At 73.5% G+C, this 25,428-nt stretch carries 18 protein-coding genes and 1 pseudogene; 14 read left to right on the top strand and 5 right to left on the bottom strand.

The genetic code is table 11. The features are described 5' to 3' along the window. The first annotated feature begins 54 nt into the window (after positions 1 to 54). Entirely contained in the window at positions 55 to 1,236 is a 1,182-nt protein-coding gene (locus ABD350_RS28075) for a transglycosylase family protein (RefSeq protein WP_344351448.1), read from the top strand. Here the strand turns inward: ABD350_RS28075 and ABD350_RS38045 are convergent. Beyond that, positions 1,206 to 2,759 carry a DMT family transporter gene (locus ABD350_RS38045; RefSeq protein WP_382466885.1) on the bottom strand — a complete coding sequence of 518 codons (1,554 nt, stop codon included), beginning with the start codon at positions 2,757 to 2,759 and terminating at the stop codon, positions 1,206 to 1,208. The genes ABD350_RS28075 and ABD350_RS38045 overlap by 31 nt on opposite strands. A 220-nt stretch (positions 2,760 to 2,979) precedes the next feature. On the opposite strand from ABD350_RS38045, the gene ABD350_RS28065 reads away from it, so the two are divergent. From ABD350_RS28065 to ABD350_RS28050, 4 genes are all read left to right on the top strand, one after another. Further along, positions 2,980 to 3,705: a (2Fe-2S)-binding protein gene (locus ABD350_RS28065; protein WP_344351470.1), complete on the top strand. Its 726-nt coding sequence runs from the start codon at positions 2,980 to 2,982 to the stop codon at positions 3,703 to 3,705. A 133-nt stretch (positions 3,706 to 3,838) separates the two neighbouring features. Then, entirely contained in the window at positions 3,839 to 6,160 is a 2,322-nt protein-coding gene (locus ABD350_RS28060; protein ID WP_344351447.1) for a GH92 family glycosyl hydrolase, read from the top strand. A gap of 138 nt (positions 6,161 to 6,298) precedes the next feature. Beyond that, complete coding sequence (locus ABD350_RS28055; RefSeq protein ID WP_344351446.1) at positions 6,299 to 7,630, top strand: wax ester/triacylglycerol synthase family O-acyltransferase; 1,332 nt, start codon at positions 6,299 to 6,301, stop codon at positions 7,628 to 7,630. A gap of 374 nt (positions 7,631 to 8,004) precedes the next feature. Beyond that, positions 8,005 to 9,498: an SDR family NAD(P)-dependent oxidoreductase gene (locus ABD350_RS28050; protein ID WP_344351445.1), complete on the top strand. Its 1,494-nt coding sequence runs from the start codon at positions 8,005 to 8,007 to the stop codon at positions 9,496 to 9,498. A 134-nt stretch (positions 9,499 to 9,632) separates the two neighbouring features. Here ABD350_RS28050 and ABD350_RS28045 read toward each other — a convergent pair whose 3' ends face one another. Beyond that, on the bottom strand, positions 9,633 to 10,028 hold the full coding sequence (locus ABD350_RS28045) for a hypothetical protein (RefSeq protein ID WP_344351444.1): 396 nt from the start codon (positions 10,026 to 10,028) through the stop codon (positions 9,633 to 9,635). A 494-nt stretch (positions 10,029 to 10,522) separates the two neighbouring features. On the opposite strand from ABD350_RS28045, the gene ABD350_RS28040 reads away from it, so the two are divergent. Both ABD350_RS28040 and ABD350_RS28035 read left to right on the top strand, forming a co-directional pair. Next, entirely contained in the window at positions 10,523 to 10,696 is a 174-nt protein-coding gene (locus ABD350_RS28040; RefSeq protein ID WP_344351442.1) for a hypothetical protein, read from the top strand. Between the two features lie 51 nt (positions 10,697 to 10,747). Then, positions 10,748 to 11,233 carry a GNAT family N-acetyltransferase gene (locus ABD350_RS28035; RefSeq protein ID WP_344351440.1) on the top strand — a complete coding sequence of 162 codons (486 nt, stop codon included), beginning with the start codon at positions 10,748 to 10,750 and terminating at the stop codon, positions 11,231 to 11,233. A gap of 14 nt (positions 11,234 to 11,247) precedes the next feature. Here ABD350_RS28035 and ABD350_RS28030 read toward each other — a convergent pair whose 3' ends face one another. Both ABD350_RS28030 and ABD350_RS28025 read right to left on the bottom strand, forming a co-directional pair. After that, positions 11,248 to 12,600, bottom strand: coding sequence for an amidase (locus ABD350_RS28030; protein ID WP_344351439.1), 1,353 nt, complete (start codon positions 12,598 to 12,600; stop codon positions 11,248 to 11,250). 134 nt (positions 12,601 to 12,734) lie between these two features. After that, on the bottom strand, positions 12,735 to 13,790 hold the full coding sequence (locus tag ABD350_RS28025; protein WP_382466887.1) for a LacI family DNA-binding transcriptional regulator: 1,056 nt from the start codon (positions 13,788 to 13,790) through the stop codon (positions 12,735 to 12,737). A 254-nt stretch (positions 13,791 to 14,044) separates the two neighbouring features. Between ABD350_RS28025 and ABD350_RS28020 the strand changes: the two genes are divergently transcribed. From ABD350_RS28020 to ABD350_RS27990, 7 genes and pseudogenes are all read left to right on the top strand, one after another. Then, positions 14,045 to 15,331, top strand: a complete 1,287-nt coding sequence (locus ABD350_RS28020) for an ABC transporter substrate-binding protein (RefSeq protein ID WP_344351435.1) — start codon at positions 14,045 to 14,047, stop codon at positions 15,329 to 15,331. A 6-nt stretch (positions 15,332 to 15,337) separates the two neighbouring features. Then, a complete protein-coding gene (locus tag ABD350_RS28015) occupies positions 15,338 to 16,225 on the top strand; it encodes a carbohydrate ABC transporter permease (protein ID WP_344351434.1) in 888 nt (295 codons plus the stop codon). Further along, positions 16,222 to 17,127 carry a carbohydrate ABC transporter permease gene (locus ABD350_RS28010; protein ID WP_344351433.1) on the top strand — a complete coding sequence of 302 codons (906 nt, stop codon included), beginning with the start codon at positions 16,222 to 16,224 and terminating at the stop codon, positions 17,125 to 17,127. The genes ABD350_RS28015 and ABD350_RS28010 overlap by 4 nt, the downstream gene beginning before the upstream one ends. Positions 17,128 to 17,153: 26 nt before the next feature. Next, positions 17,154 to 18,410 carry a glycoside hydrolase 5 family protein gene (locus ABD350_RS28005; protein WP_344351432.1) on the top strand — a complete coding sequence of 419 codons (1,257 nt, stop codon included), beginning with the start codon at positions 17,154 to 17,156 and terminating at the stop codon, positions 18,408 to 18,410. Further along, the gene (locus tag ABD350_RS28000) at positions 18,407 to 20,419 is read left to right on the top strand and encodes an endo-beta-N-acetylglucosaminidase (RefSeq protein ID WP_344351430.1); all 2,013 of its coding nucleotides are present in this window, start codon (positions 18,407 to 18,409) and stop codon (positions 20,417 to 20,419) included. Before ABD350_RS28005 ends, ABD350_RS28000 begins: the two co-directional genes overlap by 4 nt. Before the next feature lie 29 nt (positions 20,420 to 20,448). Next, complete coding sequence (locus ABD350_RS27995) at positions 20,449 to 23,469, top strand: alpha-mannosidase (protein WP_344351429.1); 3,021 nt, start codon at positions 20,449 to 20,451, stop codon at positions 23,467 to 23,469. An 80-nt stretch (positions 23,470 to 23,549) separates the two neighbouring features. Next, a pseudogene (locus tag ABD350_RS27990) lies at positions 23,550 to 23,747 on the top strand (fuconate dehydratase); the annotation flags it as partial. A 167-nt stretch (positions 23,748 to 23,914) separates the two neighbouring features. Here the strand turns inward: ABD350_RS27990 and ABD350_RS27985 are convergent. Continuing rightward, positions 23,915 to 25,336 (bottom strand): lipase maturation factor family protein, encoded by a 1,422-nt coding sequence (locus ABD350_RS27985; protein WP_344351427.1) that lies wholly within the window; start codon positions 25,334 to 25,336, stop codon positions 23,915 to 23,917. Positions 25,337 to 25,428: the final 92 nt, after the last annotated feature.

The following is a 25,428-nucleotide window of genomic DNA, read 5'->3' as shown; positions in this document are numbered from 1 at the left end:
AGTTCGCGGCCCTTACGTTTGCCCCTCCTGACGCATGCCGAGGGGAATTCGGACATGGCCGTACGCGGCCGGCACCGCCGGTACCAGCCGAACAGGATCAACCGCGCCTCACTCACCGTCACGGCGAGCGGCGCCGGTCTCGCCCTCCCGCTGGTCGCCGCCGGCACCGCGCACGCCGCCGACGCTGCCACCTGGAACAAGGTCGCCGCCTGCGAGTCCAGCGGCGACTGGAGCGTCAACACCGGCAACGGCTACTACGGCGGGCTGCAGTTCACCCGGTCCACCTGGGAGGCGTACGGCGGTACCCGTTACGCACCGCGCGCCGACCTGGCCACCCGGGACGAGCAGATCGCCGTCGCCGAGAAGGTGCTGGACGGGCAGGGGCCCGGCGCCTGGCCGACCTGCTCGCCCCGCGCCGGGCTGACCCGGGGCGCCGGCACGGCGGACGCGCACACCGACTCCGCGGCCACCCGCCCGGCGCGGTCCGGCGCACAGCCGGCCTCCTCCGTCCGGGACGTCCGGCCGCAGGCCATCCCGCAGTCCCGCGCGGGCCGGGCCGAGATGTACACCGTGGTGCACGGGGACACCCTCTCCGGCATCGCCGGCGAGCGGCGCGTGCCGGGCGGCTGGCGCGCCCTGTACGCCGGCAACCGCGCCACCATCGGCACCGATCCCGATCTGATCCTGCCGGGGCAGCGGCTCAGCGTGAACGGCACCCAGGCCAGGGCCACACCCCCCGAGTCCCCGAAGCCCGCCAAGTCCCCCAAGTCGCCGAGGCGCAAAGCCCCTTCGCCGGATCCCGGCACCCGCCACACCCCGTCTGCGGCCCACCACACGCGGGTCGCCCCGGTGACCGCGTCCCTCGGCACCGGCTACCACGTGGCCGGTTCGCACTGGTCGAAGGGCTACCACACCGGCGTCGACTTCCCCGTGCCGACCGGCACCTCCGTGCGAGCGGTGGCGGCCGGCCAGGTGGTGGCCGCGGGCTGGGGCGGCTCGTACGGCTACCAGGTCGTGCTGCGGCATGCCGACGGCCACTACACCCAGTACGCCCATCTGTCCGCCATCTCCGTGCGGGTCGGCCAGGACGTCACCGCGGGCCGGCGGATCGGCCGTTCCGGCTCCACGGGCAACGTCACGGGTCCGCATCTGCACTTCGAGGTGCGGACGGGGCCCGGTTTCGGGTCGGACATCGACCCGCTCGCCTACCTCCGGGCCGGCGGCGCCACCCTCTGACGCGGGCACGGTGCCGGCAGCGGGACCGGCAGCAGCACCGGCACCGGCAGCACGACCGGCACATGGAAGCGCACGGACAGCGGAACGTACGGCGCGGGGGACGTGCCGTCGCCCGGTGGGACGTACGGTTCCGGGGACGCGGGGCCGGCTGACGGGTCGTACGGCGCCGGGGCCACACCGCCGGCCGACGACGCGCCGCCGCCCCCGGCCTCCGTACCACTTCCGGAACGTCCGGCTCCCGCCCTGCTCCGGGTCCTCGCCCTGCCCCCGGTCTCCGTCCTGCCTCCGGCCGGTCCCGGTGCGAGCAGCTCGTGCCACACCGTTCCGGCCGTCTCCGTTTCTGTTCCGGTTCCGGTTCCTGTTCCTGTTCCGCGTCCTGTTCCCGTGCCGGTTCGGGCGCCGGTGTCGATGCGCCCGCCTCGCTCCGTTCCGGCCCCGCTCGCGGCGCGCCCGGCTCGGTCCGCGTTCGCCTCCGCGTCCGCCGCCCCGCGCTGCCGTGGCACCACGGGGCGTGCCTCCCGGGCGGCAACGGCCGGCCCGGCGGTGTCCGGCAGCGCGTGCGCGGCGGACGGCTCGGCCGGGGCCACCGCGGGAACGGCCGGCGCGGGAGCGACCGGAGACGCCGCCGGGGAGGTCGAGGAGAGGACGGCCGGTGTCGGCTCCACCGGGGTGTCCGCCGGCACCGGCCCCGGAGGCTCCGCGCCCTCCAGCCGTTCCGTCGTCAGCATGATCAGGCCGCCCGCCGCCACCACGCCGCAGCCCAGGGCGAGCACGGTGCCCACGGTGCCGTGGCGGAACGTCTCGCCGAACATCAGGACGCCGACCGCGGCGGCCAGCACCGGATTGACCACCGTCAGGGTGGCCAGCGGGGCGGCGAGCCCGCCGTGCCGGTAGGACAACTGGGACAGCAGGACGCCGGCGACCGAGAACGCGCCGATCACCCCGAGCGAGGACAGGTCGCCCAGGCCGATGCCGTGCGTCCAGTCCACGGCCACGGTCTTGGTGAACACCGACGACATGCCGAAGGCGACGCCGGAGGCGGTGGCGAGCAGCACGCTGCGCACCGCCGGGTGCCGGTGCGCGGCCAGCCCGGCGAAGGCCAGCGCCGCCACCGCCGCGCCGGTGGCCAGGGCGACGGCCAGCCGCTGTCCGGCGGCGAGGGAGTGCGTGGCGGAGGAGCCGACCAGGGACAGCAGGCCGGCGAGGCCGGCCGTGGCCATGAGGGCACCGCGCCAGGCGGTGGCCCCGGCCCGGCGGCCGACGCACAGCGCCGCCATGGGCAGCGCGAAGACGATGGTCAGCGCGCCGAGCGGCTGGACCAGGCTGAGCGGCCCGCAGGCCAGCGCCACGACGTGCAGCACACCGCCGAGGCCGTTGAGCGCGAGCGCCCCCCACCACCCCGGCCGGCGCACCGGGACGCTGCCGGCGGAGGACACCGCCACCTGTTCCTGCATGATCGCTCCGCCCGCGTAGGCGAGGGCGGAGACGACCGACAGGAGCACGGACAACGCCAGGGCGCTCATCGGCGTCTCCTCTGGGGGCGGTGAGTGTCCCGGGCCCGTATGCGATCGGCTTCCATGGTCGACACTCTGCCCGTACGTGATCTTCCCGTCGTCGTCCCTGAGCGCAATGCCGCCTACTGCTTTTGGAGTACACCGGCGCCCCCGTCGTCCCGTAGTGGGCCACCGCCGGACGGACCCCCGCCGCGCCGCCGCGGCGGAGCCCCTGGTAGTAGTGCCTGTCGTGCACCTCGACCGCGATCTCGCCGCACTGCGCCCGCTCGGGGGCTTCTTCGTCCTGCGCACCGTCGCCGACCCGTCCGGCGACGCGGGGCCGCGGCGGCTGCCGGCTCTCGCGGACGGCTACGCGCAGGTGCCGCCGTTCGGCCGGGACCCGGTGGCCGCGCGCGTCGCCGTGGTGGGGGAGCGGCTGCGGACCGCCGAGCCCCGGGTGGCCGCCTCCCTCGCCCAGCAGGGGCTGGCCGCCCGGCTGTGGTCGGCGGCCCTGGGCTGCGCCGTGCTGTACGGCCGGCTGCCCGACCTGGACCCGCGCCTGCTGCGCTGGGACGTACACGCCACCGCCCCCGACGATCTGTGGCTCACCGAGGTGCGCGCCCTGCCCGGGGACGCGGCCACGCTCGCCGCCACCGTGCTGCACGGCCAGCTGGAGCCCCTGACAGCGGTGCTGCGGGCCCGCTACGGCGTCGCGGCCGGCCTGCTGTGGGGCAACGCGGGCTCCGCGCTGGCCGCGACCGCCCGGGAACTGGTCCGCTGGGCCCGCGCTCACGGCCGTGCCGATGTGGCGGCCCGCACCCGCGCCCTCACCGGCGAGCTGTTCGCCCATCCGCTGCTCGACGCCACCGGAGTACGCACCGGCGCGTCGTTCCGGCGCCGCAGCTGCTGCCTGTACTACCGGGTGCCCGGCGGCGGACTCTGCGGCGACTGCTGCCACACCCGCCCCCCGGGCTGATCCCTGGCATTCCCCTTCGTAAGAGCGCCCTCGGCGCGACGCGTTCCACGCCAATCACCCGGAATGCCCGGGTTGGCGCCCCGCGGCCTTCAGGATGCAGGCAACGATGTCCAATCCGCGGAGGTCATCCGATATGAGAGGGACCCGGCGCACGCGCTGGTGCGTGGCCGGGGTGATGGCAGCGTCGGTGCTGACCGCCACCCCCGCCGCACGGGCCGAGGAGCCGTCCGACGGCCGCCTCACCGAACTGGTCAACCCGTTCATCGGCAGCCGGAACGAGGGCAACACCTTCCCCGGCGCGGCCGTGCCCTTCGGCATGGTGCAGCTGTCCCCGGACACCGGGCACAGCACCGGCTACGACTACGCGCAGAACCGCGTCCGCGGCTTCTCCCTGGTCCATCTCTCGGGCGTCGGCTGCCGCATCGGCGGCGACCTCCCCGTGCTGCCGACGACCGGCGATATCACCCGTACGGACTACGCACAGTACGCGGCCCCCTTCTCGCACGACGACGAGGAGGCGAGCCCCGGCTACTACCGGGTCGGCCTCGCCTCCGGCATCCGCGCCGAGCTGTCCGCCACCGCCCGCACCGGCGTGCAGCGTTACACCTTCCCGGCCACCGAGAAGGCCAACGTCCTGCTGAACGCGGCCCAGGCGCTGCACAAGCCGGTGCGCAGCGCGGTGGAGATCCTGGACGACCGCACCGTGCGCACCGAGATCACCGGCCACGGCTTCTGCCGGGACACCGGCCCCTACACCGTCCACACGATCACCCGCTTCAGCCGGCCCTTCACCGCCTACGGCACCTGGGACGGCCGCACCCTCACCCCGGGCGCCCGCACCGGAGCCGGCGGTGCCTACGTCCGCTTCGACACCACCGGTGACCGCACAGTCGAGGCGACCACCGCGCTGTCGTACGTGGACGCGCGCGGCGCCGCGACCAACCTGCGCGCCGAGGGCGGCCGGTCCTTCGACGCCGTACGCCGCCTGGCCCGCGCGGAGTGGGAGCGCCGGCTGACCGCCGTCCGGGTGCGCGGCGGCACGCCCGCGCTGCGCCGGACCTTCTACTCCTCGCTCTACCGGAGCTACCTCGCGCCCAACATCGGCGGCGACGCCGACGGCCGCTACCTCGGCTGGGACCGCCGTGTCCACCGCGCCCGGGGGTTCACCTACTACCAGAACTGGTCGCTGTGGGACACCTACCGCACCCAGGCCCAGCTGCTCGCCCTGCTGGCGCCGCGCGAGGCCCGGGACATGGCACGGTCGGTGGTCGCGGTCGACGAGGACGGCGGCTGGCTGCCCAAGTGGGGCTACGGCCCGGTCGAGACCAACATCATGACCGGCGACCCGGTCACGCCCTTCCTGACCACCGCCTACCACTCGGGCCTGCTGAAGGGCTTCGAGGAACGGGCCTACCGGGCGCTGCGCAAAAACGCCGACGGGGTGCCGCCGGCCGCCTACCCGGGCGTCGGCCGGGAGGCCAACGCCGAGTACATCGCGCGTGGTTTCGCGCCCTGGGTCAAGGGCCGCCCGTACGCCAAGATGGGCGACTCCGACTACCACTACGGCGCCTCGGTCACCCTGGAGTACGCGCTCGCCGACGCCATGCTGGCGCAGATGGCCCGCGGTCTCGGACACCACGAGGACGCCGCCCGCTACGCCGCCCGCTCGCGCAACTACCGCAACGTCTTCGACCCCGCCACCGGCTTCTTCCGCGCCCGGGACGCCTCCGGCGCCTTCGCCGGCCCGCCCGACCCGGCCCGCGGCAGCGGCTTCCACGAGGGCACGGCCTGGCAGTACCAGTGGCTCGTCCCGCAGGACGTGCCCGGCATGATGGCGCTGATCGGCGGGGTGCGGGCGGCCGAGGCCCGCCTGGACTCCTTCTTCGCCTACGACCGGCTGCTCGCCGACCCCGAGCGGACCGCGCGCGAGGTGTGGGTGCACGGCGACCCGTACGCCTACTACAACGCAGCCGTCTACAACCCGATGAACGAGCCGGACCTCATCGCGCCCTACACCTACCTCTCCACCGGTCGGCCCTGGAAGACCACGGACGTGGTGCACGCGGCGCTGACCCTGTTCACCGACAGCCCCGAAGGCCTCACCGGCAACGACGACCTGGGCACCATGTCCGCCTGGCACGTGCTGTCGGCCATCGGGCTCTTCCCGGTCCAGCCCGGCTACGGCACCTGGGGCCTGACCACCCCGGTGTTCGACCGGGTCGACCTGGCCCTGGACCGCCGCTACTGGCCGAGTGGCCGGCTGACCGTGACAGCGCCCGGCACCTCGGTCACCGACCGCTACGTCCAGGCCGTACGCACCGACGGCCGCCCGCACGGCCGGACCTATCTGACGACCGGCGCGCTGCGCTCCCTGCGTTCCCTCGCCTTCACGGTCGGCCCGCGCCCGTCGGTGTGGGGCACCTCACCGGAAGCGGCGCCGCCCGTCCTGAAATGACCTCGGGCGCCTCCCGGCTCCCGCTCCCGCCCGGACTTAACCTGACCTTAACTATGCGTAATCCGGTCGTACTTGACCGTAATCGACCGCCGGGGATTGACTGCTGATCCACCCGTCACCGACGTGTGAGGCAAGCCCGTGACTTCCGACCTGCTCGCTCCCCTCGACCTGGCCTTCTGGAACATGGAGTCCGACCGGCACCCGATGCACCTCGGCGCGCTCGGGGTCTTCGGCGCGCACTCGCCGACCGCCGGGGCGCACGCCGCCGACCTGCTCGCCGCCCGCGCCGCCGCCGTCCCCGGCCTGCGCCTGCGCATCCGCGACCTGTGGCAGCCGCTCGCCTTCGGCGGCGCCGCCCGCGAGACCGACCCGCGCTTCGACCCCCTCGACCACGTCCGGCTGCACGCCCCCACCGACGACTTCCACGCGGCCGCCGGCCGGCTGATGGAGCGCCCGCTGGAGCGTGGCCGGCCGCCGTGGGAGGCACATGTACTGCCCGGCGCCGACGGGGTCTCCTTCGCGGTGCTCTTCAAGTTCCACCACGCCCTCGCCGACGGGCTGCGCGCCCTGAAGCTCGCCGCCGGCGTCCTGGACCCCGTCGACCCGCCCGAGCGCGCACCCCGGGCCATCGAGCCGCCGCGCGGCCCGCTGCCCGACGTGCGCCGGCTGCCCGCGCGCGTCCCCGGGCTGGTCCGGGGGGTGCTCACCGACCTGGGCCGGGCCCTGGACATCGGCGCCTCGCTGGCCCGGTCCACCCTCGGCATGCGCTCCTGCGCCGCGCTCACCTCCACGCCCAGCGGCACCCGCCGCGTCGCCGGGGTCGTCCTCGACATCGACGACGTGCACCGGGTCCGCAAGAGCGCCGGCGGCACGGTCAACGACGTCCTCATCGCCGTCGTCGCCGGGGCCCTGCGCCGCTGGCTGGACGAGCGCGGCGACGGCAGCGAGGGCGTGGCTCCCCGCGCCCTGATCCCCGTCTCCCGGCGCCGCCCGCACGCCGCCCAGCCGCAGGGCAACCGGCTCTCCGGCTATCTGATACGGCTCCCGGTGCACGAGAGCGACCCGCTCGGCCGGCTGCACACCGTGCGCACCGCGATGGCCCGCAACAAGGACGCGGGACCCGACCGGGGCGCCGGCGCGGTGGCCCTGCTCGCCGACCACGTGCCGGCCCTCGGCCACCGGCTCGGCGGGCCGCTGGTCGGCCAGGCGGCCCGGCTGTGGTTCGACATCCTGGTCACCAGCGTGCCGCTGCCCGGCCTCGGGCTCCGGCTCGGCGGCCACGAGCTCACCGAGGTGTACCCGCTGGCCCCGCTCGCCCCCGGCCAGGCGCTGGCGGTCGCGATCTCCACGTACCGCGGGCGCGTGCACTACGGGCTGGTCGCCGACGCGCGGGCCGTGCCGGACCTGGATCGCCTCGCACGGGCGGTCACGGCGGAATTGACGACACTGCTGTCGGCCTGCGGCCACTGAGCACCGGTCCGGGTCCGGGTCCGGGGCCGGGCGGTCCACGGCGAGCCCCCGGCGTCGGGCGCCGTCCCGCTTCCCGCCGCGACGGGCCGCCCGCCGGGGTATGCGCGGTCGGGGTCGGGGTCGGGTCCGGGTCCGGGGCGGCTTCCCTTCGGCGCCGGAGGCCCGCCCGCACCGCCCGTACTGCCCGCCCGCGCCGCTCCGGGGGTGCCTCCCGTTCCCGCCCGTACCCCCGTGCGGTGGCCGTGCCGTCGGCGGCCCCGCGGGGGCGGAACCACGGCGGTTTGGCCCACCGGCCCGGCGCTCCGTAAAATTCGCTGTTCGAAAGCGGACGCGAGTCGGAGCGCCGCTCGGGTGACCAGGGAAACGGCAGCGCGATGACGGTGACAGAGGACGGCTCGGCGTCCATGGACGAGATGGTCTACGGGCCCGGTATCGACCCGGAGCGGCTCGCCGTCTGCCTGAGCGTGCTGGAGGAACTGGACCGGCTCGACGTCGACCACCCCGACGCGATCAAGGTGCGCCGGGCCACCTCGCACATCTACCGCACGGTCAAGCAGCGCCGCCGCCAGGAACGCCGGGCCGCCAAGACCGCGCACGACCGCGCCGTCACCGAGGCCACCGCCACCGGCTCGGCCGAGCGCATCGACGACGAGACCGAGGGCATCCTGCCGTCCTCGAAGGTCGAGGCGGGCCGGATCGCGGGGATACTCCAGCGCCCGCGGTCCTGCTACACCTGCAAGACCCGGTACGTGGAAGTCGACTACTTCTACCACCAGCTCTGTCCCGGCTGCGCCGATCTGAACCGCGCCAAGCGGGACGCCCGCGCCGACCTCACCGGCAAGCGCGCCCTGCTCACCGGCGGCCGGGCCAAGATCGGCATGTACATCGCGCTGCGGCTGCTGCGCGACGGCGCGCACACGACCGTCACGACCCGGTTCCCGAAGGACGCCATCCGCCGTTTCAAGGCGATGGAGGACTCGGCGGACTGGCTGCACCGGCTGGAGGTCGTCGGTATCGACCTGCGCGACCCGGCCCAGGCCGTCGCGCTGGCCGACCGGGTCGCCGAGGCCGGCCCGCTGGACATCCTGATCAACAACGCCACGCAGACCGTGCGCCGGCTGCCCTCCGCCTACGCCGCGCTGGTCGACGGCGAGAGCGCCCCGCTGCCCGCCGGTGAGCTGCCCGCCCACCATGTCATCGGCGCCTTCAACTCCGGCGCGGTCGACGGCCTGGCCGCGCTGCCCGTCGGCACCAGCGGGCTGGACGCGCAGAAGGTGGCCGACCTCGCCCTGGTCGCGGGCAACGCCAGCGTCGCCCGGCACCTCGACGGCACCGCCATCGACGCCGGCGGCCTGCTCCCCGACGTCGTCGACACCAACACCTGGGTGCAGACCATCGACCAGATCTCCCCGGTGGAACTGCTGGAAACCCAGCTGTGCAACTACACCGCGCCGTTCATCCTGATCAGCAAGCTCCGCCCGGCCATGGCGCAGGCCGCGCGGAAGGCGGTGAGCGGACGGGCGTACATCGTCAACGTCTCGGCCATGGAAGGTGTGTTCAGCCGTGGCTACAAGGGCGCGGGCCACCCGAACACCAACGCCGCCAAGGCCGCGATGAACATGGTGACCCGGACCAGCGCCCAGGAGATGTTCGAGTCCGACCGGATCCTGATGACCTCGGTCGACACCGGCTGGATCACCGACGAACGCCCCCACTACGACAAGTTGCGTCTCGCCGAGGCCGGCTTCCACGCCCCGCTCGACCTGGTCGACGGCGCCGCCCGCGTCTACGACCCGGTCGTGCGCGGCGAGGCGGGCGAAGACCTGTACGGCGTCTTCCTGAAGGACTACGCACCCGGCAAGTGGTGAGCGCCGGGCGGGTGTTGGCCCGGCGAGAGGCCCCGCGCGGGTGAGCCGGGCGCCCGTCGGCCGGGCACGGACATCGGCCGGGCACGGACATCGGCCGAGCGCGCCCGGCGGGCCGTGTCCCGGCCGGCCGGGGCTCAGTCGACCGCGCCGAGCCGGGTCCGGCCGGCCGCCACCAGTTCCAGCACGGTGCGCCAGTCCTCCAGCACACCCGCGTCGAAAGCGGCCGTGCGGCCCTCCTCTTCGGCCTGGCGCAGCCGCAGTACATCGTCGTCGGCCGGGTCCGCGTCCGCGCGGACCAGCCGGGCCACCCGTTCCCCGAGCAGGGAGCGCACCGCCTCGGCCGCGCTTTCGGCCCGGGCCGCCTCGTCGCCCGGGCTCAGCACCGGCCCGATGCCCCGCACCAGCCCCGCCACCTGGAGCTCCTTGTCGGCGGGGCGGCCTCGGCGCAGCAGCGCGGCGGTCCGCAGCGCGTGCCGGTGCCGCCCGGCGTACAGCAGATCCATCAGCTCCTCGACGCTGCGCAGCTCCATGCGTCAGTCCTTCCGCGAGACAGCCGTTGCCGCGCCAGCAGAGCATGGCCGGTTTGCCGCCCGGCCAACGGCACTTGAACTGCGCCGGGTCGGCCAACCGTTCCCCAACTTATTTCGAAGGGGCGTTCGTTCATATCCGCCGTACGGGTGATTCCAGGCGTCGTACGAGTGAGCATCTTGCGGGAATAGGCCCCATATTGGGGGCTATTGGGTGGCTGCGCGAAGCACAGTGGTTACACCTTGTTTGCATTCCCTATCGAGCGGATGTCCGCTCATTTGGTTACTCTGGGAGTCGGCGGACAACAGTACGGGGTCACACCCACACCCACCGTCCGTCCTGGGGCACGCCGGTCCACAACGGCCGCTCCCGCAGCGGAAACCGGCGCCACCGCGTCCGTGACCGGCCTTCCAGCCAGACCCGAGCGGGCGTCCGGCGCCATGGCACAGACTGTCCGGCATGCCCCGAGGGTGACCCGACACATAAGGAGTGCGCGGTGACACCGGAGAAGACGAATCGCGAACAGCGCCCCGAGGAACGTACGGACCGCAGGCGCCGCCGGCCCGGAGAACTCGGCAGCCTTGAGGTGTGGGCCCGCTCCGCCCCGATCCGCCTCGCCGGATACGAGGACGACCTGGCCGAGCCGCACATCCTGCCGAGCGTGGACTGATCCTCCAGGCCCTCGCGATCGCCGTCGCGTGGGCGTGGCAGACTCACGCCCATGTCGATCAGAGAAGCCAAGGCTGAGGACTGGCCGCGCATCTGGCCTTTCTGGCACCGGATCGTCGCCGCCGCCGAGACCTACGCCTGGGATCCCCACACCACCGAGGAAGCGGCCCGCGAGCTGTGGATGAGCCCGGCCAAGCGGGTCTACGTCGCCGAGGACGGCAGCGGAGCCGTGGTCGGCTCGGCCTACCTCACCCCCAACTACGGCGGACCCGCCGCCCGCGTCGCCAACGCCGGCTTCATGGTCGACCCCGACCACGCCGGCCGCGGCATCGGCCGTGCCCTCGCCACCCACGTGCTGACCGAGGCCCGGACGTACGGCTACCGCGCGATGGTCTTCAACGCCGTGGTCGAGACCAACCCCGCCGTCGCCCTGTGGACCTCCCTCGGCTTCACGATCCTCGGCACGGTCCCGGAGGCGTTCGAGCACCCCCGCCACGGCAGGGTGGGGCTGCACATCATGTACCGGGCGCTGGACTAGCGACGGCCCGGCCGCTACCGGTGCTCCGCCACCGGCGCCGTCCGCCGCCATGGGATCAGCTCCGCCAACTCCTCGGCCACGCCCAGCAGAAGAGCCTCCGTGCCCGGCAGGCCCACCAGCTGTACGGCGCACGGGGCGCCCGAGGGCAGGGTGCCCACCGGCACGGACATCGCCGGCCAGCCGGTCAGGTTCCACGGCGGAGTGAACGGCGCGTACGCGGAGTCGGCGAGGATGTTGCGCAGCCAGCCGCGCTCGTGCCACGGCCCGGCCTGCGGACAGCGGCGGGCCAGGGCCGGGGTGAGCAGCACGTCGTGCCCGGTGAAGAACGGCGCGAGCCGGGCACGCAGCCGGTCCCGGGCGGCCCCGGTGCGGACCGCGCGGGTGAAACGGCGCCCCAGGGCCGCGTGCACCCGGGTCCGGCGGGCCAGCCGGGCCGGGTCCAGGACCTCGGCGTCCACCGCCGTCCCGGCCGTCCAGTGCCGGAGCGCGGTCACACCGAGGGAGAGCGGATACGGCGGTTCCGCCCGCCGCACCCGGTGCCCGGACCGGGCCAGCACCCCGGCCGCCCGCCGCACCGCGTTCGTATACGGCCGGCTCACATACGCCCCGGCGACCGGGCTGCGCAGCGCGACGGCGATCCTCAGCGGGCTCCGCTCCCGCCGCCGCTCGAACTCCGCGTCGGCGAGGACGCCCAGCATCAGTCGCAGATCCTCCACCGTCGTGGCCAGCGGCCCGTTCTCCGCCATGCCGAACCAGTCGCCGTGGCCGATCCCGGCCGGTACCACCGCGGGCCCCGGCTTCAGCGTGACCAGCCCGCAGTTCGCGGCCGGGATGCGCAGCGAACCCATCCCGTCGTTGCCGAGCGCCAGCGGCACCAGCCCCGCGGCCACCGCCGCCGCGCTGCCGCCGGAGGAGCCGCCCGCCGTGCGGGACGGGTCCCAGGGATTGCGGGCGATGCCGTACGGGCCCTCCGTGGTGGCGAAGACACACAGCTCCGGCACGTTCGTCAGGCCGACCACCACCGCCCCCGCCGCGCGCAGCCGCGCCACCGTCACATGGTCCTCGGCGGCGGGGCTGTCGGGGGTGGCGGCGGAGCCGTTGCGGCACGACTCGCCGCGCACCGGCAGGTTGTCCTTGACCGCCACCGGCACGCCCGCGAGCGGCAGTCCGGCCAGATCCGCGCGGGCGGCCACCTCGTCGGCCTCGGCGAGCGCCGCCTCCGCCCGGACCTTCCGGAACGCCCCGATCCGGCCGTCCAGCCGCTCGATCCGCGCGAGATGTCCGGCCACCACCTCCCGGGGCGTGACCCGCTTGGCGCGGACGGCGGCGGCGATCTCGGCGGCACTCCGGCCGGCCCAGCTGCTCACGGACGCTCCTTCGTCGGTCGTCGGCTGCGCGTCCCCGGTTACCGGTCGGTATGGAGGCGCGTAGAGGCAACTGTGCACCGCCGAACCCGGTACGTCGAGAGGCCGGCGGCCCGGTCGCCCCGTCGGCCGGCGGGTCACGCGCCGGTGCCCGTACCGCCGTTGGCGTCCTCGCGGCGTGGCGGGCCGCTCCGCGCCGGCCCCGTGCTGTCCCGCTCGATCAGCCGGGGGACCGGCACCCGCACCGTCCGGGCCGGGCCCCCGTCCAGCAGAGCCAGCAGCTCCCGGGCCGCCGTGGACCCGAACTCCACGCTGTCCCGGGACAGCGCCGACAGCCACGGGGCGACCATGCGGCACAGCGCCGAGTCCTCCCAGGCCACCACCGACAGCTCGGCCGGCACCGAGAAACCCAGCTCGGCCGCGGCGGCGAGGCCCGCGACGGCCATCACATCGCTGTCGTAGACCAAGGCCGTCGGGGGAGCGGGGCGGCGCAGGACCCGGCGGGTGACGGCGGCGGCCTCGGCGTCGGAGTAGTCGGTCGGCACCGACTCCACCTCGGCGAGCCCCCGCCGCTCCGCCTCGGCGCGCAGCGTGCGGATGCGGCGCTGGGTGTGCGCGAGATCCGGCAGACCGGCGATGTGGACGATCCGGCGATGGCCCAGGGCGGTCAACTCGCCCACCACCGAGGCCATCGCGCCCGCGTCGTCCGCCCAGACCGTGGACAGCCCGGGGTGCCGCTCGTCCGGGGCGCCGCCGATCACCACGGCGGGCAGGGACAGTTCGTCCAGCAGACCGGGGCGCGGATCGTCGGCGCGCGGGTCGACCACCAGGACGCCGTCCACCCGGTGCTCGGCCCACCAGCGCCGGTACACCGCGCACTCGTCGGCCACGTCCTCCACCACCTGGAACAGCAGGCCCAGGTGCCGTTCGGCCAGCACTCCCTGGATCCCGGAGACGAGCTGGAGGAAGAAGGAGTCGACGCCCAGCGTGGCCGCGGGGCGGGCCAGCACGAAGCCGACCGTGGCCACGCCCTCCCCGGACAGCGCGCGGGCCGCCGTACTCGGCCGCCAGCCCAGCTGTTCGGCGACCCGGCGCACCCGGGCCCGGGTCGCCTCCGAGACGCCGGGGCGGTCGTTGAGCGCGAAGGACACGGCGCTCTCGGACACTCCGGCCCGCCGGGCGATGTCCTTCATCGTGGGCCGACGCGCGGGGGACCGTCTGGTCGGCACGTTTCCTCCCCTTCGGCAGGGAACCGCTAAAGCGCTTGAGCGTCAAGACCCTAAAGCGCATTAGTCAACTCCCGCAAGTTCCCGGCCAGCAGGCGCCTACCTGCGTCGATGTCGGACGGAATGCTGTGGCCGCGACGAATCCATTGACTTTCCGGGAAAGCCCTGTGCAAGGTCTTTCGCGCCACCCACAGCCCCGACACAGCAAGGGAGCCGTGTCCGTGCCCATCTCCCGCAGAGCCCTCACCGCCGTCGCCGTCGCCCTCGTCCTGCCGCTGAGCGCCTGCGGCTCGGGCGGAGGTGACGGCGGCACGGGCGACGCCTACGGCAAGGTGGAGGGCGACATCACCTTCCAGACCTGGAACCTGCGCGCCAACTTCAAGGACTACTTCGAGGACCTGATCGCCGGCTTCGAGGAGAAGTACCCCGGCACCCACGTCAGGTGGATCGACCAGCCCGCCGAGGGATACCCCGACAAGATCAGCGTGGACGCGGGCGGCGGCACCCTGCCCGACGTCGTCAACGTCTCCCCGGACCTCGTCGCGCCGCTCGCCAAGGCGGGCCTCGCGCTGGACCTCGACAAGGTCGCCGCCCGCTACCGCGAGGAGTACCTGCCCGGAGCCTGGGCCGGCCACCGGGTCCCCGGCATGACGGGCACCTACGCCTTCCCCTGGTATCTGAACACCGGCCCGCTCTTCTACAACAAAGCCCTCTTCGAGAAGGCCGGACTCGACCCGGAGCGGCCGCCGAAGACCTATGACGAACTCTTCGCCGACGCCCTCAGGATGGCCGACAAGAGCGGCGGCAAGGTCGCCACCCTCGCCAACGTCCCCACCATCGAGGACTTCGGCCGCTACGGCGTCCCGCTCATGAACGAACAAGGCACCGCATTCACCTTCAACGACCCCAAGGGCGTCGAACTGCTCACCAGATACAAGCAGTTGTACGACGCCAAGGCCCTCGACCCGCAGGCGCTGACCGCCACCGGGGAGTCGGCCGGCAAGAAGTTCCTCACCGGCGCCGTCGCCATGAACCCCGGCAGCGCCCTGGACCTCGCCAACTTCAAGAAGAACGCCCCCGGCCTGTACAGGAACATCGGCATCACCGACCAGATCACCAACACCGGGCACGCCAACATGTACGTGATGGGCGTGATGGTCAACTCCCGTACGCAACACACCCCGGCCGCCGTCGCCTTCGCCCACTTCGTCACCGGCGCCCGCAACCAGATGGTCTTCGCCAAGCGGGTCGCCATCTTCCCGAGCACCGCCGGCTCGCTCGACGACCCGTACTTCACCAGGGAAGACGGCACCGACGAGACCCGGGTACGCGTCGCCGCCGCCAAGTCGCTGAAAACCGCCGTCAATTACACACCCGTGCTGTTCAGCGAGCAGATGAAGACCGCGCTGCGCAACGAGGTCGCCAAGGCGCTCCAGGGCAAGGAGAGCCCGCGGGAAGCCCTCGACAACGCTGTCAAGGCCGCCGACCGGCTGCTCCGGCAGGGCTGACCCGCCATGGCCACGCCCCTGCGCGTCAGACGGCAACTTCCCACCAGCCCCTGGCTGTTCGCCGCACCGGGACTGCTGATCGCCGGCGCCTTCGTGCTCTACCCCTTCGTCTCCACCCTGGTGAACTCCTTCACCGACCGCCGCACCCTGGTCCCCGGCCGCTTCGTCGGACTCGCCAACTTCCGCGAACTGCTCCACGACGACATGTTCTGGACCGGCCTGCGCAACAGCGCCCTCTACGTCCTGGTCGTCGTCCCCGCCCTGGTCGTCCTGCCGCTGCTGCTCGCCCTGCTGGTGCGCCGGAACATCCCCGGGATCACCTTCTTCCGCTCCGCCTTCTACACCCCCGTCGTCGCCTCGATCGTCGTCGTGGGCCTGATCTGGGTGTGGCTGCTGGACGAACGCGGCCTGGTCAACTCGGTGCTGGAGACGGTGGGCATCGGCCGGGTCGGGTTCCTCAGCGACCAATGGCTGCTCCTGCTCAGCGCCATGGCCGTCACCGTGTGGAAGGGCCTCGGCTACTACATGGTCATCTACCTGGCCGCGCTGGCGAACGTGCCCCGCGAACTGCACGAGGCCGCCGCCGTCGACGGAGCCGGCCCGGTACGCCGCTTCCTGTCCGTCACCGTGCCCGCCGTACGGTCCACCATGGTGCTGGTCGCCGCGCTCTCCTCGGTCGCCGCCTTCAAGGTGTTCTCCGAGGTGTACCTGATGGCGGGCCCGAGCGGCGGCCCGGCCGGCGAGGACACCACCCTGGTCATGCTCGTCCAGCGCACCGGCACCGGCCTGACCGGCCGGGTCGGCTACGCCTCCGCCCTCTCCGTCGTCGTGTTCGCCGTCACCGTCGTCCTGATGCTGCTCGTCCTGCGCGCCGACCGGAGGGAGGAGACATGAGCGTCCTGGAGAAGGTCCGGCCCGAGCGGCCGGCCGCCACGGCCCGGCGGCCACGCGTCACCGACGACCACGGCCGCCGCGCCCGGCCCGGCGAACTGATCTGGCGGTACCTGCTGCTCCTCGCCGTCCTCGCCCTGACCACCGGCCCGTTCCTCTGGCAGCTGGCCACCTCCCTCAAGGGCCCCACCGAGGACATCTACAGCTCCCCGCCCCGCTTCCTGCCAGCCCACCCCACCCTGCACAACTACACCCGGGTCGCCGACACCATCCCGGTCTGGGACTACGCCCTGAACTCCCTGAAGGTCGCCACCGCCAACGTCGTGACCAACTGCGTCGGTTCGGCCCTCGCCGGATACGCCCTGGCCCGGCTGCGCTACCGCGGCCGGCGCGTGACCACGCTCGTCTTCGTGCTGGCGATGCTCGTACCCGTCGAGGGCATCGTCATCGCCCAGTTCACCACCATGCGCGAACTCGGCCTGAACAACACGCTCATCGGCGTCGTCCTGCCCGGCGCCATCGGCGCGATGAACGTCCTGCTGATGCGCAACGCCTTCCGCGCACTGCCCTACGAGATCGAGGAGGCCGCCTACGTCGACGGCGCCAACGTCTGGCAGCGGTTCCTGCGGATCGCCCTTCCCTCGGTCAAGGGCACCCTCGCCGTCGTGGCGATCTTCGCCTTCATGGGCGCCTGGGACGACTTCCTGTGGCCGCTGATCGTGCTCAGCGACCCCTCCAAGTTCACCCTCACCATCGGCCTCAACTATCTGCACGGCACCTTCGCCAACGACGAACGCCTGGTCGCCGCCGGCACGGTCATCGCCGTGGCGCCGCTCATCGCCCTGTTCGCCTGCCTCCAGCGGTACTTCTTCCGCGGCGTCGGCGAGGGCGCGGTCAAGGGCTGACCCTCTCCCGAGTGCAAGGACACCGCATGCCTCCTGCCGTGCGCTTCGGCGTCAACTACACGCCCAGCCAAGGGTGGTTCCACCACTGGCTCGACTTCGACCTCGACTCCGTCCGCGCCGACCTCGACGCGATCGCCGCGCTCGGCCTGGACCACATCCGCGTCTTCCCGCTGTGGCCGTACTTCCAGCCCAACCGCACCCTGATCCGCCCCCGCGCCGTCGACCAGCTCCTGGCCCTCGCCGACGCCGCCGCCGAACGCGGCCTCGACACCGCCGTCGACGGACTGCAAGGCCACCTGTCCAGCTTCGACTTCCTGCCCGCCTGGACCCGTACCTGGCACCGCCGCAACCTCTTCACCGACCCGGACGTCACCGACGGGCAGGCCGCCTATCTGCGCACCCTCGCCGCCGCCCTCGCCGACCGGCCGCACTTCCTCGGCATGACCGTCGGCAACGAGGTCAACCAGTTCGCCGCCGGCCCCCACCCGGACCCCGACCCGGTGACCGAGGAGCAGGCCGGACGCTGGCTCACCCGGATGCTGGACGCCTGCGCCGAGGGCGCCCCCGGCCGCCTCCACCTGCACGCCTCCTACGACGCCGCCTGGTACCAGGACGACCAGCCCTTCACCCCCGCCCACTCCGCCCGGCTCGGCGCCGTCACCGCCGTGCACTCCTGGGTGTTCAACGGCACCGCCCAGCGCCACGGCCGTACCTCCGTGCCCACCGAGCACCACGCCGCCTACCTGGTCGAACTCGGCAAGGCCTGGGCGGACGACCCGCACCGGCCGGTGTGGCTCCAGGAGGTCGGCGCCCCCGCGCCGCTGGTGCCCGCCGAGCACGCCGCCGCCTTCGCCGAGGCCACCATCGGCAACGCCCTGGACTGCCCCGACCTGTGGGGCATCACCTGGTGGTGCTCCCACGACGTGTCGCGCACGCTCGCCGACTTCCCCGAACTCGAATACTCCCTGGGCCTGTTCACCGGCGAACGGCGGCCGAAGGACATCGCCGGGGTGCTGGCCGACGCGGCCCGCGGCACCCACCGCACCCCGGCTACGCGCCGTACGGCCCTCGTCGTCCCCGCCGCACCGGACCGCCGCTCCCGCTGCGCGCCCGGCGGCGACGTCTTCGACGCCTTCTTCCGGCTCGTCGCCGACGGCGCCCGCCCGACCACCGTGCTCGACACCCGCGCCGACGACCAGGACCATCTCGCCGCGCGCGGCATCACCGACGTCGTCACGTCCGACCAGGTACTCCCCGTCCCCCACGGAGGCACCCGCTCGTGAACCCCACCAGACGCACCGTCCTGACCGCCGCCGGCGCCGCGGCCCTGACCCCCGCCCTGCCCGCCGCGGCGGCCCCGCGCGCCACCGCCGCCACCCCGCCCTATGCCGCCTACTGGTACCCCGACTCGCTGCCCGCCGGCAGCCCCGGCCCCGGCGTCACCTGGCGCAGCCTGAAGAGCTGGCGCGCCGCCGACGACCCCGACCTGGCCTTCAACGCCGCCACCGTCCCCCTCGCCCCGCGCTTCACCCCGACCCCGGCGAACCCCACCGCCCGCACGGGACAGGCCCGCGTCCAGGCACTGGTCTCCTTCGGCCCGACATCGGCCAACCCCGCCCAGGGCTCGGCCACCGCCGACTACTACGCGCTCACCCACTGGGCGTACATCGACGAGCTGGTGTTCTGGGGCGGCTCGGCCGGCGAGGGCCTGATCCTCGCCCCGAACGCCCCCGTCGTCGACGCGGCCCACCGGCACGGCGTCCCCGTCCTCGGGAACGTCTTCCTGCCACCGGCGGCCTACGGCGGACAGCTCCAGTGGACCCGGGACCTGGTGCAGAAGGACGCCACCGGCCACCACCCGCTCGCCGCGCAACTCGTCGCGGTGGCGGCGGCGTACGGCTTCGACGGCTGGTTCCTCAACGCAGAGACGGGCGGCGGGAACACCGCGCTGGGCACGGCCATGCTGGGCTTCGTCAGGGAGCTGAGGACGCTGGCGGCGGCCAAGGGGCAGCGGGTGACCTGGTACGACGCGATGACCGTGAACGGCACCGTCAGCTGGCAGGGCGCGCTGACCAGCCAGAACCAGGCGTTCTTCGAGGCCGCCGACGGCATGTTCGTGGACTTCCGGTGGAGCGCGGCGTCGCTGGCCTCGTCCGGTACGAAGGCGGACCGGCTGGGGCGCAGCCGCTACGAACTGTGGGCCGGCGTCGGCGTCGAGTCGAACGGGTCCGGTACGTATGTGAACTGGGACGCGATCGTGCCGGCCGGCAAGCCGCACGTCACCTCGGTCGGCTTCTACCGGCCCGAGTGGACCCGGAACCACCTGCCCGCCGACCGCCGCGCCCCCGGGGACTTCCACGCGGCCGACGACCGGTTCTGGACCGGGCGGTCCGGGGACCCGTCGCGGCCCGACCCGGGCGATCCGTGGCGGGCGCCGGCGGTGTCCGTGGCGGACCGGTCGACGGTGACCTCCGTGCCGTTCGCGACCGTGTTCAACACGGGGCACGGGCTGCGCTGGTACGAGGAGGGGGCCGTCACCGCGGAGAGCCCCTGGAACCATCTCGGCCTCCAGGACCGGCTGCCGTCGCGGCGGTGGGTGGTCCGGACGGCGGGGACACGGCCGACGGTCGCCTTCGACTTCGCCGACGCCTGGCGGGGCGGGAGCAGTGTGCTGGTGGCGGGTGAACTCGATCAACCAGTGGTGCTCGACCTGTACGCGACCCGGCTGCCGATCGCTGTGAACACGGTTGTCGACCTGACGTACCGGGGCGAATCTGGGGGTGTGAACGTCGAACTGGCGGTGGCAACGGCGCCACCGAGCGGACCGGGGGAAACACCGCCGTACAGGTATATTCCTGTGAACTCGGCCAACGGCTGGCAGACCGTCACCATCCCCCTCACCGGCCTCTCCGGCACCGTGCACGCTCTCGGTATCCGGCTCACCCCCACCGACGGCGGAACCCCGGTGCGCTGGCGGCTCGGCGGCCTCGCCGTCCGCCCCGCCGGCACCCCGCCGGCCCCCTCCGCCCCCTCCGCCGCCCGGGTCACCGCGGCGAACGGCGGTGACCTCCGGCTCGCCTGGAACCCCGCCCCCGGCCCCGTCCGCCACTACACCCTCCACCGCCTCCTCCCCGACGGCACCCGCCGCTTCCTCGGCGCCACCGGCCAGCGCGCCTGGTTCGCCGCCGGTCTGCGGCCCGAGCAGGGCGAGCCGGCCGCACGGTTCGAAGTGCGCGCCGTGGGGGAGCTCTACAACGCCTCGGCCCCCGTCACCGTCACCCACCCCTGGTAATCACCCGGAACCCGCAGGGAGCACCCCGCATGCATGACGACCGCACGCTGGTGGAAGCCCGCCTCAGGCGCGTGCTCGACGAACGTATCCGCCCTGCCGTGTACCCCGAGTCCGTGCCGCTCCAGGTCGCGGTGTGGCACGCGCCCGGCGAGCCCGTGCCGGTCGCCGAGGGGCTGGCCGCCGAGCCCGAGCCGATCGCGGTGGGCGCCCGCTGGGGTGCTCCCTGGGGCACCAGCTGGTTCCGGGTGACCGGGACCGTACCCGAGGCGTGGGCCGGCAGGACCGTCGAGGCCCTGCTGGACCTGGGCTTCGACGAGAACATGCCCGGCTTCCAGTGCGAGGGCCTGGTCTACCGGCCCGACGGCACCCCCGTGAAGGGCCTCAACCCGCGCAACCAGTGGGTGCGGATCGGCGCGCCCGTCGCGGGCGGCGAGGAGGTACGCCTGCACATCGAGGCCGCCTCCAACCCGGTCATCCTCGACTACCACCCCTTCCGGCCCACCTGGCTCGGCGACAAGGACACCGCCGGCGCCGAACCGCAGTACACCCTCGCCCGCATGGATCTCGCCGTGTTCGACGAGACCGTGTGGCAGCTCGTCATGGACCTGGAGGTGCTCGGCGAGCTGATGGCCGAGCTGCCCGTGGACTCCCCGCGCCGCTGGGACATCCTGCGCGCGGTCGAACGGGCCCTGGACACCGTCGACCTCCAGGACGTGAACGCCACCGCGGACCGGGCCCGGGAACAGCTCACCGGCGTACTGTCGGCCCCCGCCGTCCCCTCCGCCCACCGGATCGGCGCGGTCGGACACGCCCACATCGACTCCGCCTGGCTGTGGCCGCTGCGCGAGACCGTGCGCAAGGTGGCCCGGACGGTGTCCAACATGACCGCCCTGCTCCAGGACGAGCCCGACTTCGTCTTCGCCATGTCCCAGGCCCAGCAGTGGGCGTGGGTGAAGGAGCACCGGCCCGAGGTGTGGGCCCGGGTGAAAGAGGCCGTCGCCGAGGGGCGGTTCGTGCCGGCCGGCGGGATGTGGGTGGAGTCGGACACCAACATGCCCGGCTCGGAGGCGATGGCCCGGCAGTTCGTGCACGGCAAGCGGTTCTTCCTCGACGAGTTCGGCGTCGAGAACGAGGAGGCCTGGCTGCCGGACACCTTCGGGTTCGCCGCGGGGCTGCCGCAGATCATCAAGGCGGCCGGCTCCAAGTGGCTGCTGACGCAGAAGATCTCCTGGTCGCAGACCAACAAGTTCCCGCACCACACCTTCCACTGGGAGGGCATCGACGGCACCCGGATCTTCACGCACTTCCCGCCGGCCGACACCTACAACTGCTCGATGAAGGGCAGCGAGATCGCCCACGCGGTACGCAACTTCCGGGACAAGGGCCGGGCCCGGCACTCCCTCGCCCCCACCGGCTGGGGCGACGGAGGCGGCGGCACCACCCGGGAGATGGTCGCCAAGGCGGCCCGGCTGCGCGACCTGGAGGGCTCGGCCACCGTCCGCTGGCAGACCCCGCGCGCCTTCTTCGAGCAGGCCGAGGCCGAATACCCCGAACCACCGGTCTGGGTCGGCGAGCTGTACCTGGAACTGCACCGCGCCACCCTCACCAGCCAGGCCCGGACCAAGCAGGGCAACCGGCGCGCCGAACACCTGCTGCGCGAGGCCGAACTCTGGGCGGCCACCGCGGCCGTGCGCACCGGGTTCCCGTACCCCTACGAGGAGTTGGACCGCATCTGGAAGACGGTCCTGCTGCACCAGTTCCACGACATCCTGCCCGGTTCGTCCATCGCCTGGGTGCACCGGGAGGCCCGGGCGACGTACGAGCGGCTGACCGCCGAGCTGACCGCGGTCATCGACGCCGCCCAGCGCGCCCTGGCCGGCGAGGGCACGACCCCGCTGCTGTTCAACTCCGCCCCGCACACCCGCCACGGCGTCCCGGCGGGCGGCGCCGCCGCTCCGGACGCGCCCGGCACCGCCACGCTCACGCCCCGCGAGGACGGCGGGTTCACGCTGGACAACGGCCTGCTGCGGATCACCGTGGACGCCCGGGGCCTGGTCGTCTCCGTCTACGATCCCGCCGCCGACCGCGAGACGGTCGCCCCCGGCACGGCCGCCAACCTCCTCCAGCTCCATCCGGACTTCCCGAACATGTGGGACGCCTGGGACGTCGACTCCTTCTACCGCAACACCGTCACCGACCTCACCGGCACCGACTCCGTCACGGCCGGCGAGGACGGCGCCTCGGTGCGGATCGTGCGGTCCTTCGGCTCCTCCCGGGTCGCCCAGCTGCTGACCCTGCCGCCGGGGGAGCGCCGGCTGGTCATCGACACCGAGGTGGACTGGCACGAGACGGAGAAGTTCCTGAAGCTGGCCTTCCCGCTCGATCTGCACGCCGAACGGTACGCGTCCGAGACCCAGTTCGGGCATGCCTTCCGTCCGACCCACACCAACACCTCCTGGGAGGCGGCCAAGTTCGAGGCGTGCGCCCACCGCTTCGTGCACCTGGAGGAGCCCGGCTGGGGCGTGGCGGTCGTCAACGACTCGACCTACGGCCACGACGTGACCCGCACGGTCCGCGCCGACGGCGACCGGGGTACTACCACGACGGTCCGGGTGTCCCTGCTGCGCGCCCCGCGCTTCCCCGACCCGGAGACCGACCAGGGCGTCCACCGCTTCCGGCACGCCCTGGTGCCCGGCGCCTCGATCGGGGACGCGGTCCGCGAGGGCTGGCGGATCAACCTGCCGGAGCGGCACACGGCCGGCGCCGGCGCGGTGGCCCCGCTGGTGGGCGTGGACGACGACGCGGTGGTGGTGACGGCGGTGAAACTCGCCGACGACGGCAGCGGGGACGTGGTCGTCCGCTTCCACGAGGCCCACGGCGGCCGGGCCCGCGCCACCCTGACGACCGGCTTCCCGTTCACCGGCGTGACCGTTACCGACCTGCTGGAACGTCCGCTCCCCGACGCGGAGCCGCCCACGCGCGAGGACGAGCGGATCACCGTACGCCTGCGTCCGTTCCAACTCGTCACGCTCAGGTTCGCCCGACCCTGACCGGCGGGGCGCCGGCCGGCCGTGCTCCCGGCCGGCGCCCCGCCCATCCCGTGGCCGGCCGCCACAGTCGACACAGCGGCACCGAGGACCGGGTCATCGAGTACGTCGGCCATCTGCGCGAGCACTTCCTCGACCCGGTGGCGATCCGCGCAGGCCACCACACGGCACCCACCGCGCCCGGCTTCTCCGCGGCCCTGCGCCCGGAGGCCCTCGCGCGCTTCCCCGGCGGCGGCTACTGGGCCGCCGCTTCCGACCGCCGGAAGGGGCAGTCGTCATGAGCGAGTTCACGGGATTGAAGGCCCTGGTCACCGGGGCCGCCCCCGGCCGCTGGACGACCGACGACCTGCGCCCCTGCACGGACACCGCCCTGGACGCCTTCGGCCCCGGCCGGCCGGCTCACCGAGGCGGAGCGCACGGCGCTGTTCGAGTCCACCGCGACGCGTGTCTACGCCCTGTGAGCCGACTCGGCCAGCCGCGTCGGCGGCAGATACTCCCGCACATACGTCCGCTCCCAGCACGCCCCCGTCTCCCGCAGCTCCCGCCAGCCGGTGTACCGGTAGCGGAACAGCCGGGCCCGCACATAGCGGGGCGGGGTGTCAGGCGGGAACGGGGAGCGGCGCAGCAGCCTCAGGGTGTCCCGGTCGTTCTCCAGCAGGCGTTCCACCAGGCCGCCGAACCACTCCCCGGCGTAACCCGGCGACAACGCGGCGAACCACATCAGCCAGTCCAGACGCAGATGGTAGGGGGCGAACTGGCGCGGCCAGCGCCGGGGATCGCCGGGTTTGCCCTTGAAGGCGTACTCCCGCCAGTCGGAGTCCGCGCGCGGCGACTCGTCCAGGGTGCCCTCGACCACCACCTCGTAGCGGATGCGGCTGACGCTGCCGAACGCGCCGTAGGTGTTCACCAGGTGCAGCGGGTCGAAGGAGCGGTTCATCACCTGGCGGCGGGAGACCATGTTCAGCACCGGGCGGTGGCTGAGGAAGAGCAGCAGCGCGCCGACCGCGAGCACCAGCACCTCGTACCACAGCGGCGCCGCGGGCACGGACGGCGCCGCCGCCGGCAGCCGCAGCGCGGACAGGGCGAGCACGATGGTGATCCAGTTCAGCCAGGAGAAGTTCCCCGAGAGCACCAGCCACAGCTGGGTGACGACCATCAGGGCGGCGGCGGCCGACGCCAGGGGCTGCGGCGTGAACAGCAGGAAGGGCACCACGAGCTGGGTGACGTGGTTGGCGGCCACCTCCACCCGGTGCAACGGCCGGGGCAGATGGTGGAAGAACCAGCTCAGCGGGCCCGGCATCGGCTGGGTCTCGTGGTGGTAGTCCAGACAGGTCAGCTTCCGCCAGCAGGCGTCGCCGCGCAGCTTGATCAGCCCGGCGCCGAACTCCACCCGGAACAGGATCCAGCGCAGCAGGAACAGCACGACGACCGGCGGCGCCACCTCGTCGTTGCCGAGGAACGCGGCCAGGAACCCGGTCTCCAGCAGCAGCGACTCCCAGCCGAACGCGTACCACGTCTGGCCCACGTTGACGATCGACAGATACAGCGCCCACGGCACCAGCCACAGCAGGATCCCCGCCCACAGCGGCAGCGCCGAGTCCGCCCCGGCCAGCAGCGCCGCCGACACCGCGCAGCCCGCCCAGGCGCACCCCGCGAAGAAACGGTCGGAGTAGTGCAGCTGGAACAGGCTGGGGGCGCGCCGGAAGGGGACGCGGGCCGTGAAGCGGGGGACGGGCAGCATGCCGCGCTCGCCCAGCAGGGCCCGGAACTGGAGGGCCGCGCTCAGGAACGCGACCAGGTACACGGCGGCCAGAGCCCGCTGGAGGACCAGCCGGCTCAGCCAGTAGTCGGGTGCGGTGAACCAGTCCACGGCCTCGCGCGCCCTTCCGTACGGCCCCACCGTCGCCGCTGTCGGCGCGGCGTTCCCCGAGTTGCCAGCCAAACCCGTGCGATGCCAACAAT

The sequence above is a fragment of the Streptomyces nogalater genome (assembly GCF_039532885.1).
Classification (GTDB): domain Bacteria; phylum Actinomycetota; class Actinomycetes; order Streptomycetales; family Streptomycetaceae; genus Streptomyces; species Streptomyces nogalater.
This window is presented reverse-complemented; position numbering and strand designations above follow the sequence as displayed.

Excerpts from the sequence above, each read along its gene's own strand:
- ABD350_RS28075 (WP_344351448.1), top strand. The coding sequence starts at position 55 with ATGGCCGTACGCGGCCGGCACCGCCGGTACCAGCCGAACAGGATCAAC.
- ABD350_RS38045 (WP_382466885.1), bottom strand. The coding sequence starts at position 2,759 with ATGAGCGCCCTGGCGTTGTCCGTGCTCCTGTCGGTCGTCTCCGCCCTC.
- ABD350_RS28060 (WP_344351447.1), top strand. The coding sequence starts at position 3,839 with ATGAGAGGGACCCGGCGCACGCGCTGGTGCGTGGCCGGGGTGATGGCA.
- ABD350_RS28050 (WP_344351445.1), top strand. The coding sequence starts at position 8,005 with ATGACGGTGACAGAGGACGGCTCGGCGTCCATGGACGAGATGGTCTAC.
- ABD350_RS28045 (WP_344351444.1), bottom strand. The coding sequence starts at position 10,028 with ATGGAGCTGCGCAGCGTCGAGGAGCTGATGGATCTGCTGTACGCCGGG.
- ABD350_RS28035 (WP_344351440.1), top strand. The coding sequence starts at position 10,748 with ATGTCGATCAGAGAAGCCAAGGCTGAGGACTGGCCGCGCATCTGGCCT.
- ABD350_RS28025 (WP_382466887.1), bottom strand. The coding sequence starts at position 13,790 with ATGAAGGACATCGCCCGGCGGGCCGGAGTGTCCGAGAGCGCCGTGTCC.
- ABD350_RS28015 (WP_344351434.1), top strand. The coding sequence starts at position 15,338 with ATGGCCACGCCCCTGCGCGTCAGACGGCAACTTCCCACCAGCCCCTGG.
- ABD350_RS28010 (WP_344351433.1), top strand. The coding sequence starts at position 16,222 with ATGAGCGTCCTGGAGAAGGTCCGGCCCGAGCGGCCGGCCGCCACGGCC.
- ABD350_RS28005 (WP_344351432.1), top strand. The coding sequence starts at position 17,154 with ATGCCTCCTGCCGTGCGCTTCGGCGTCAACTACACGCCCAGCCAAGGG.
- ABD350_RS27995 (WP_344351429.1), top strand. The coding sequence starts at position 20,449 with ATGCATGACGACCGCACGCTGGTGGAAGCCCGCCTCAGGCGCGTGCTC.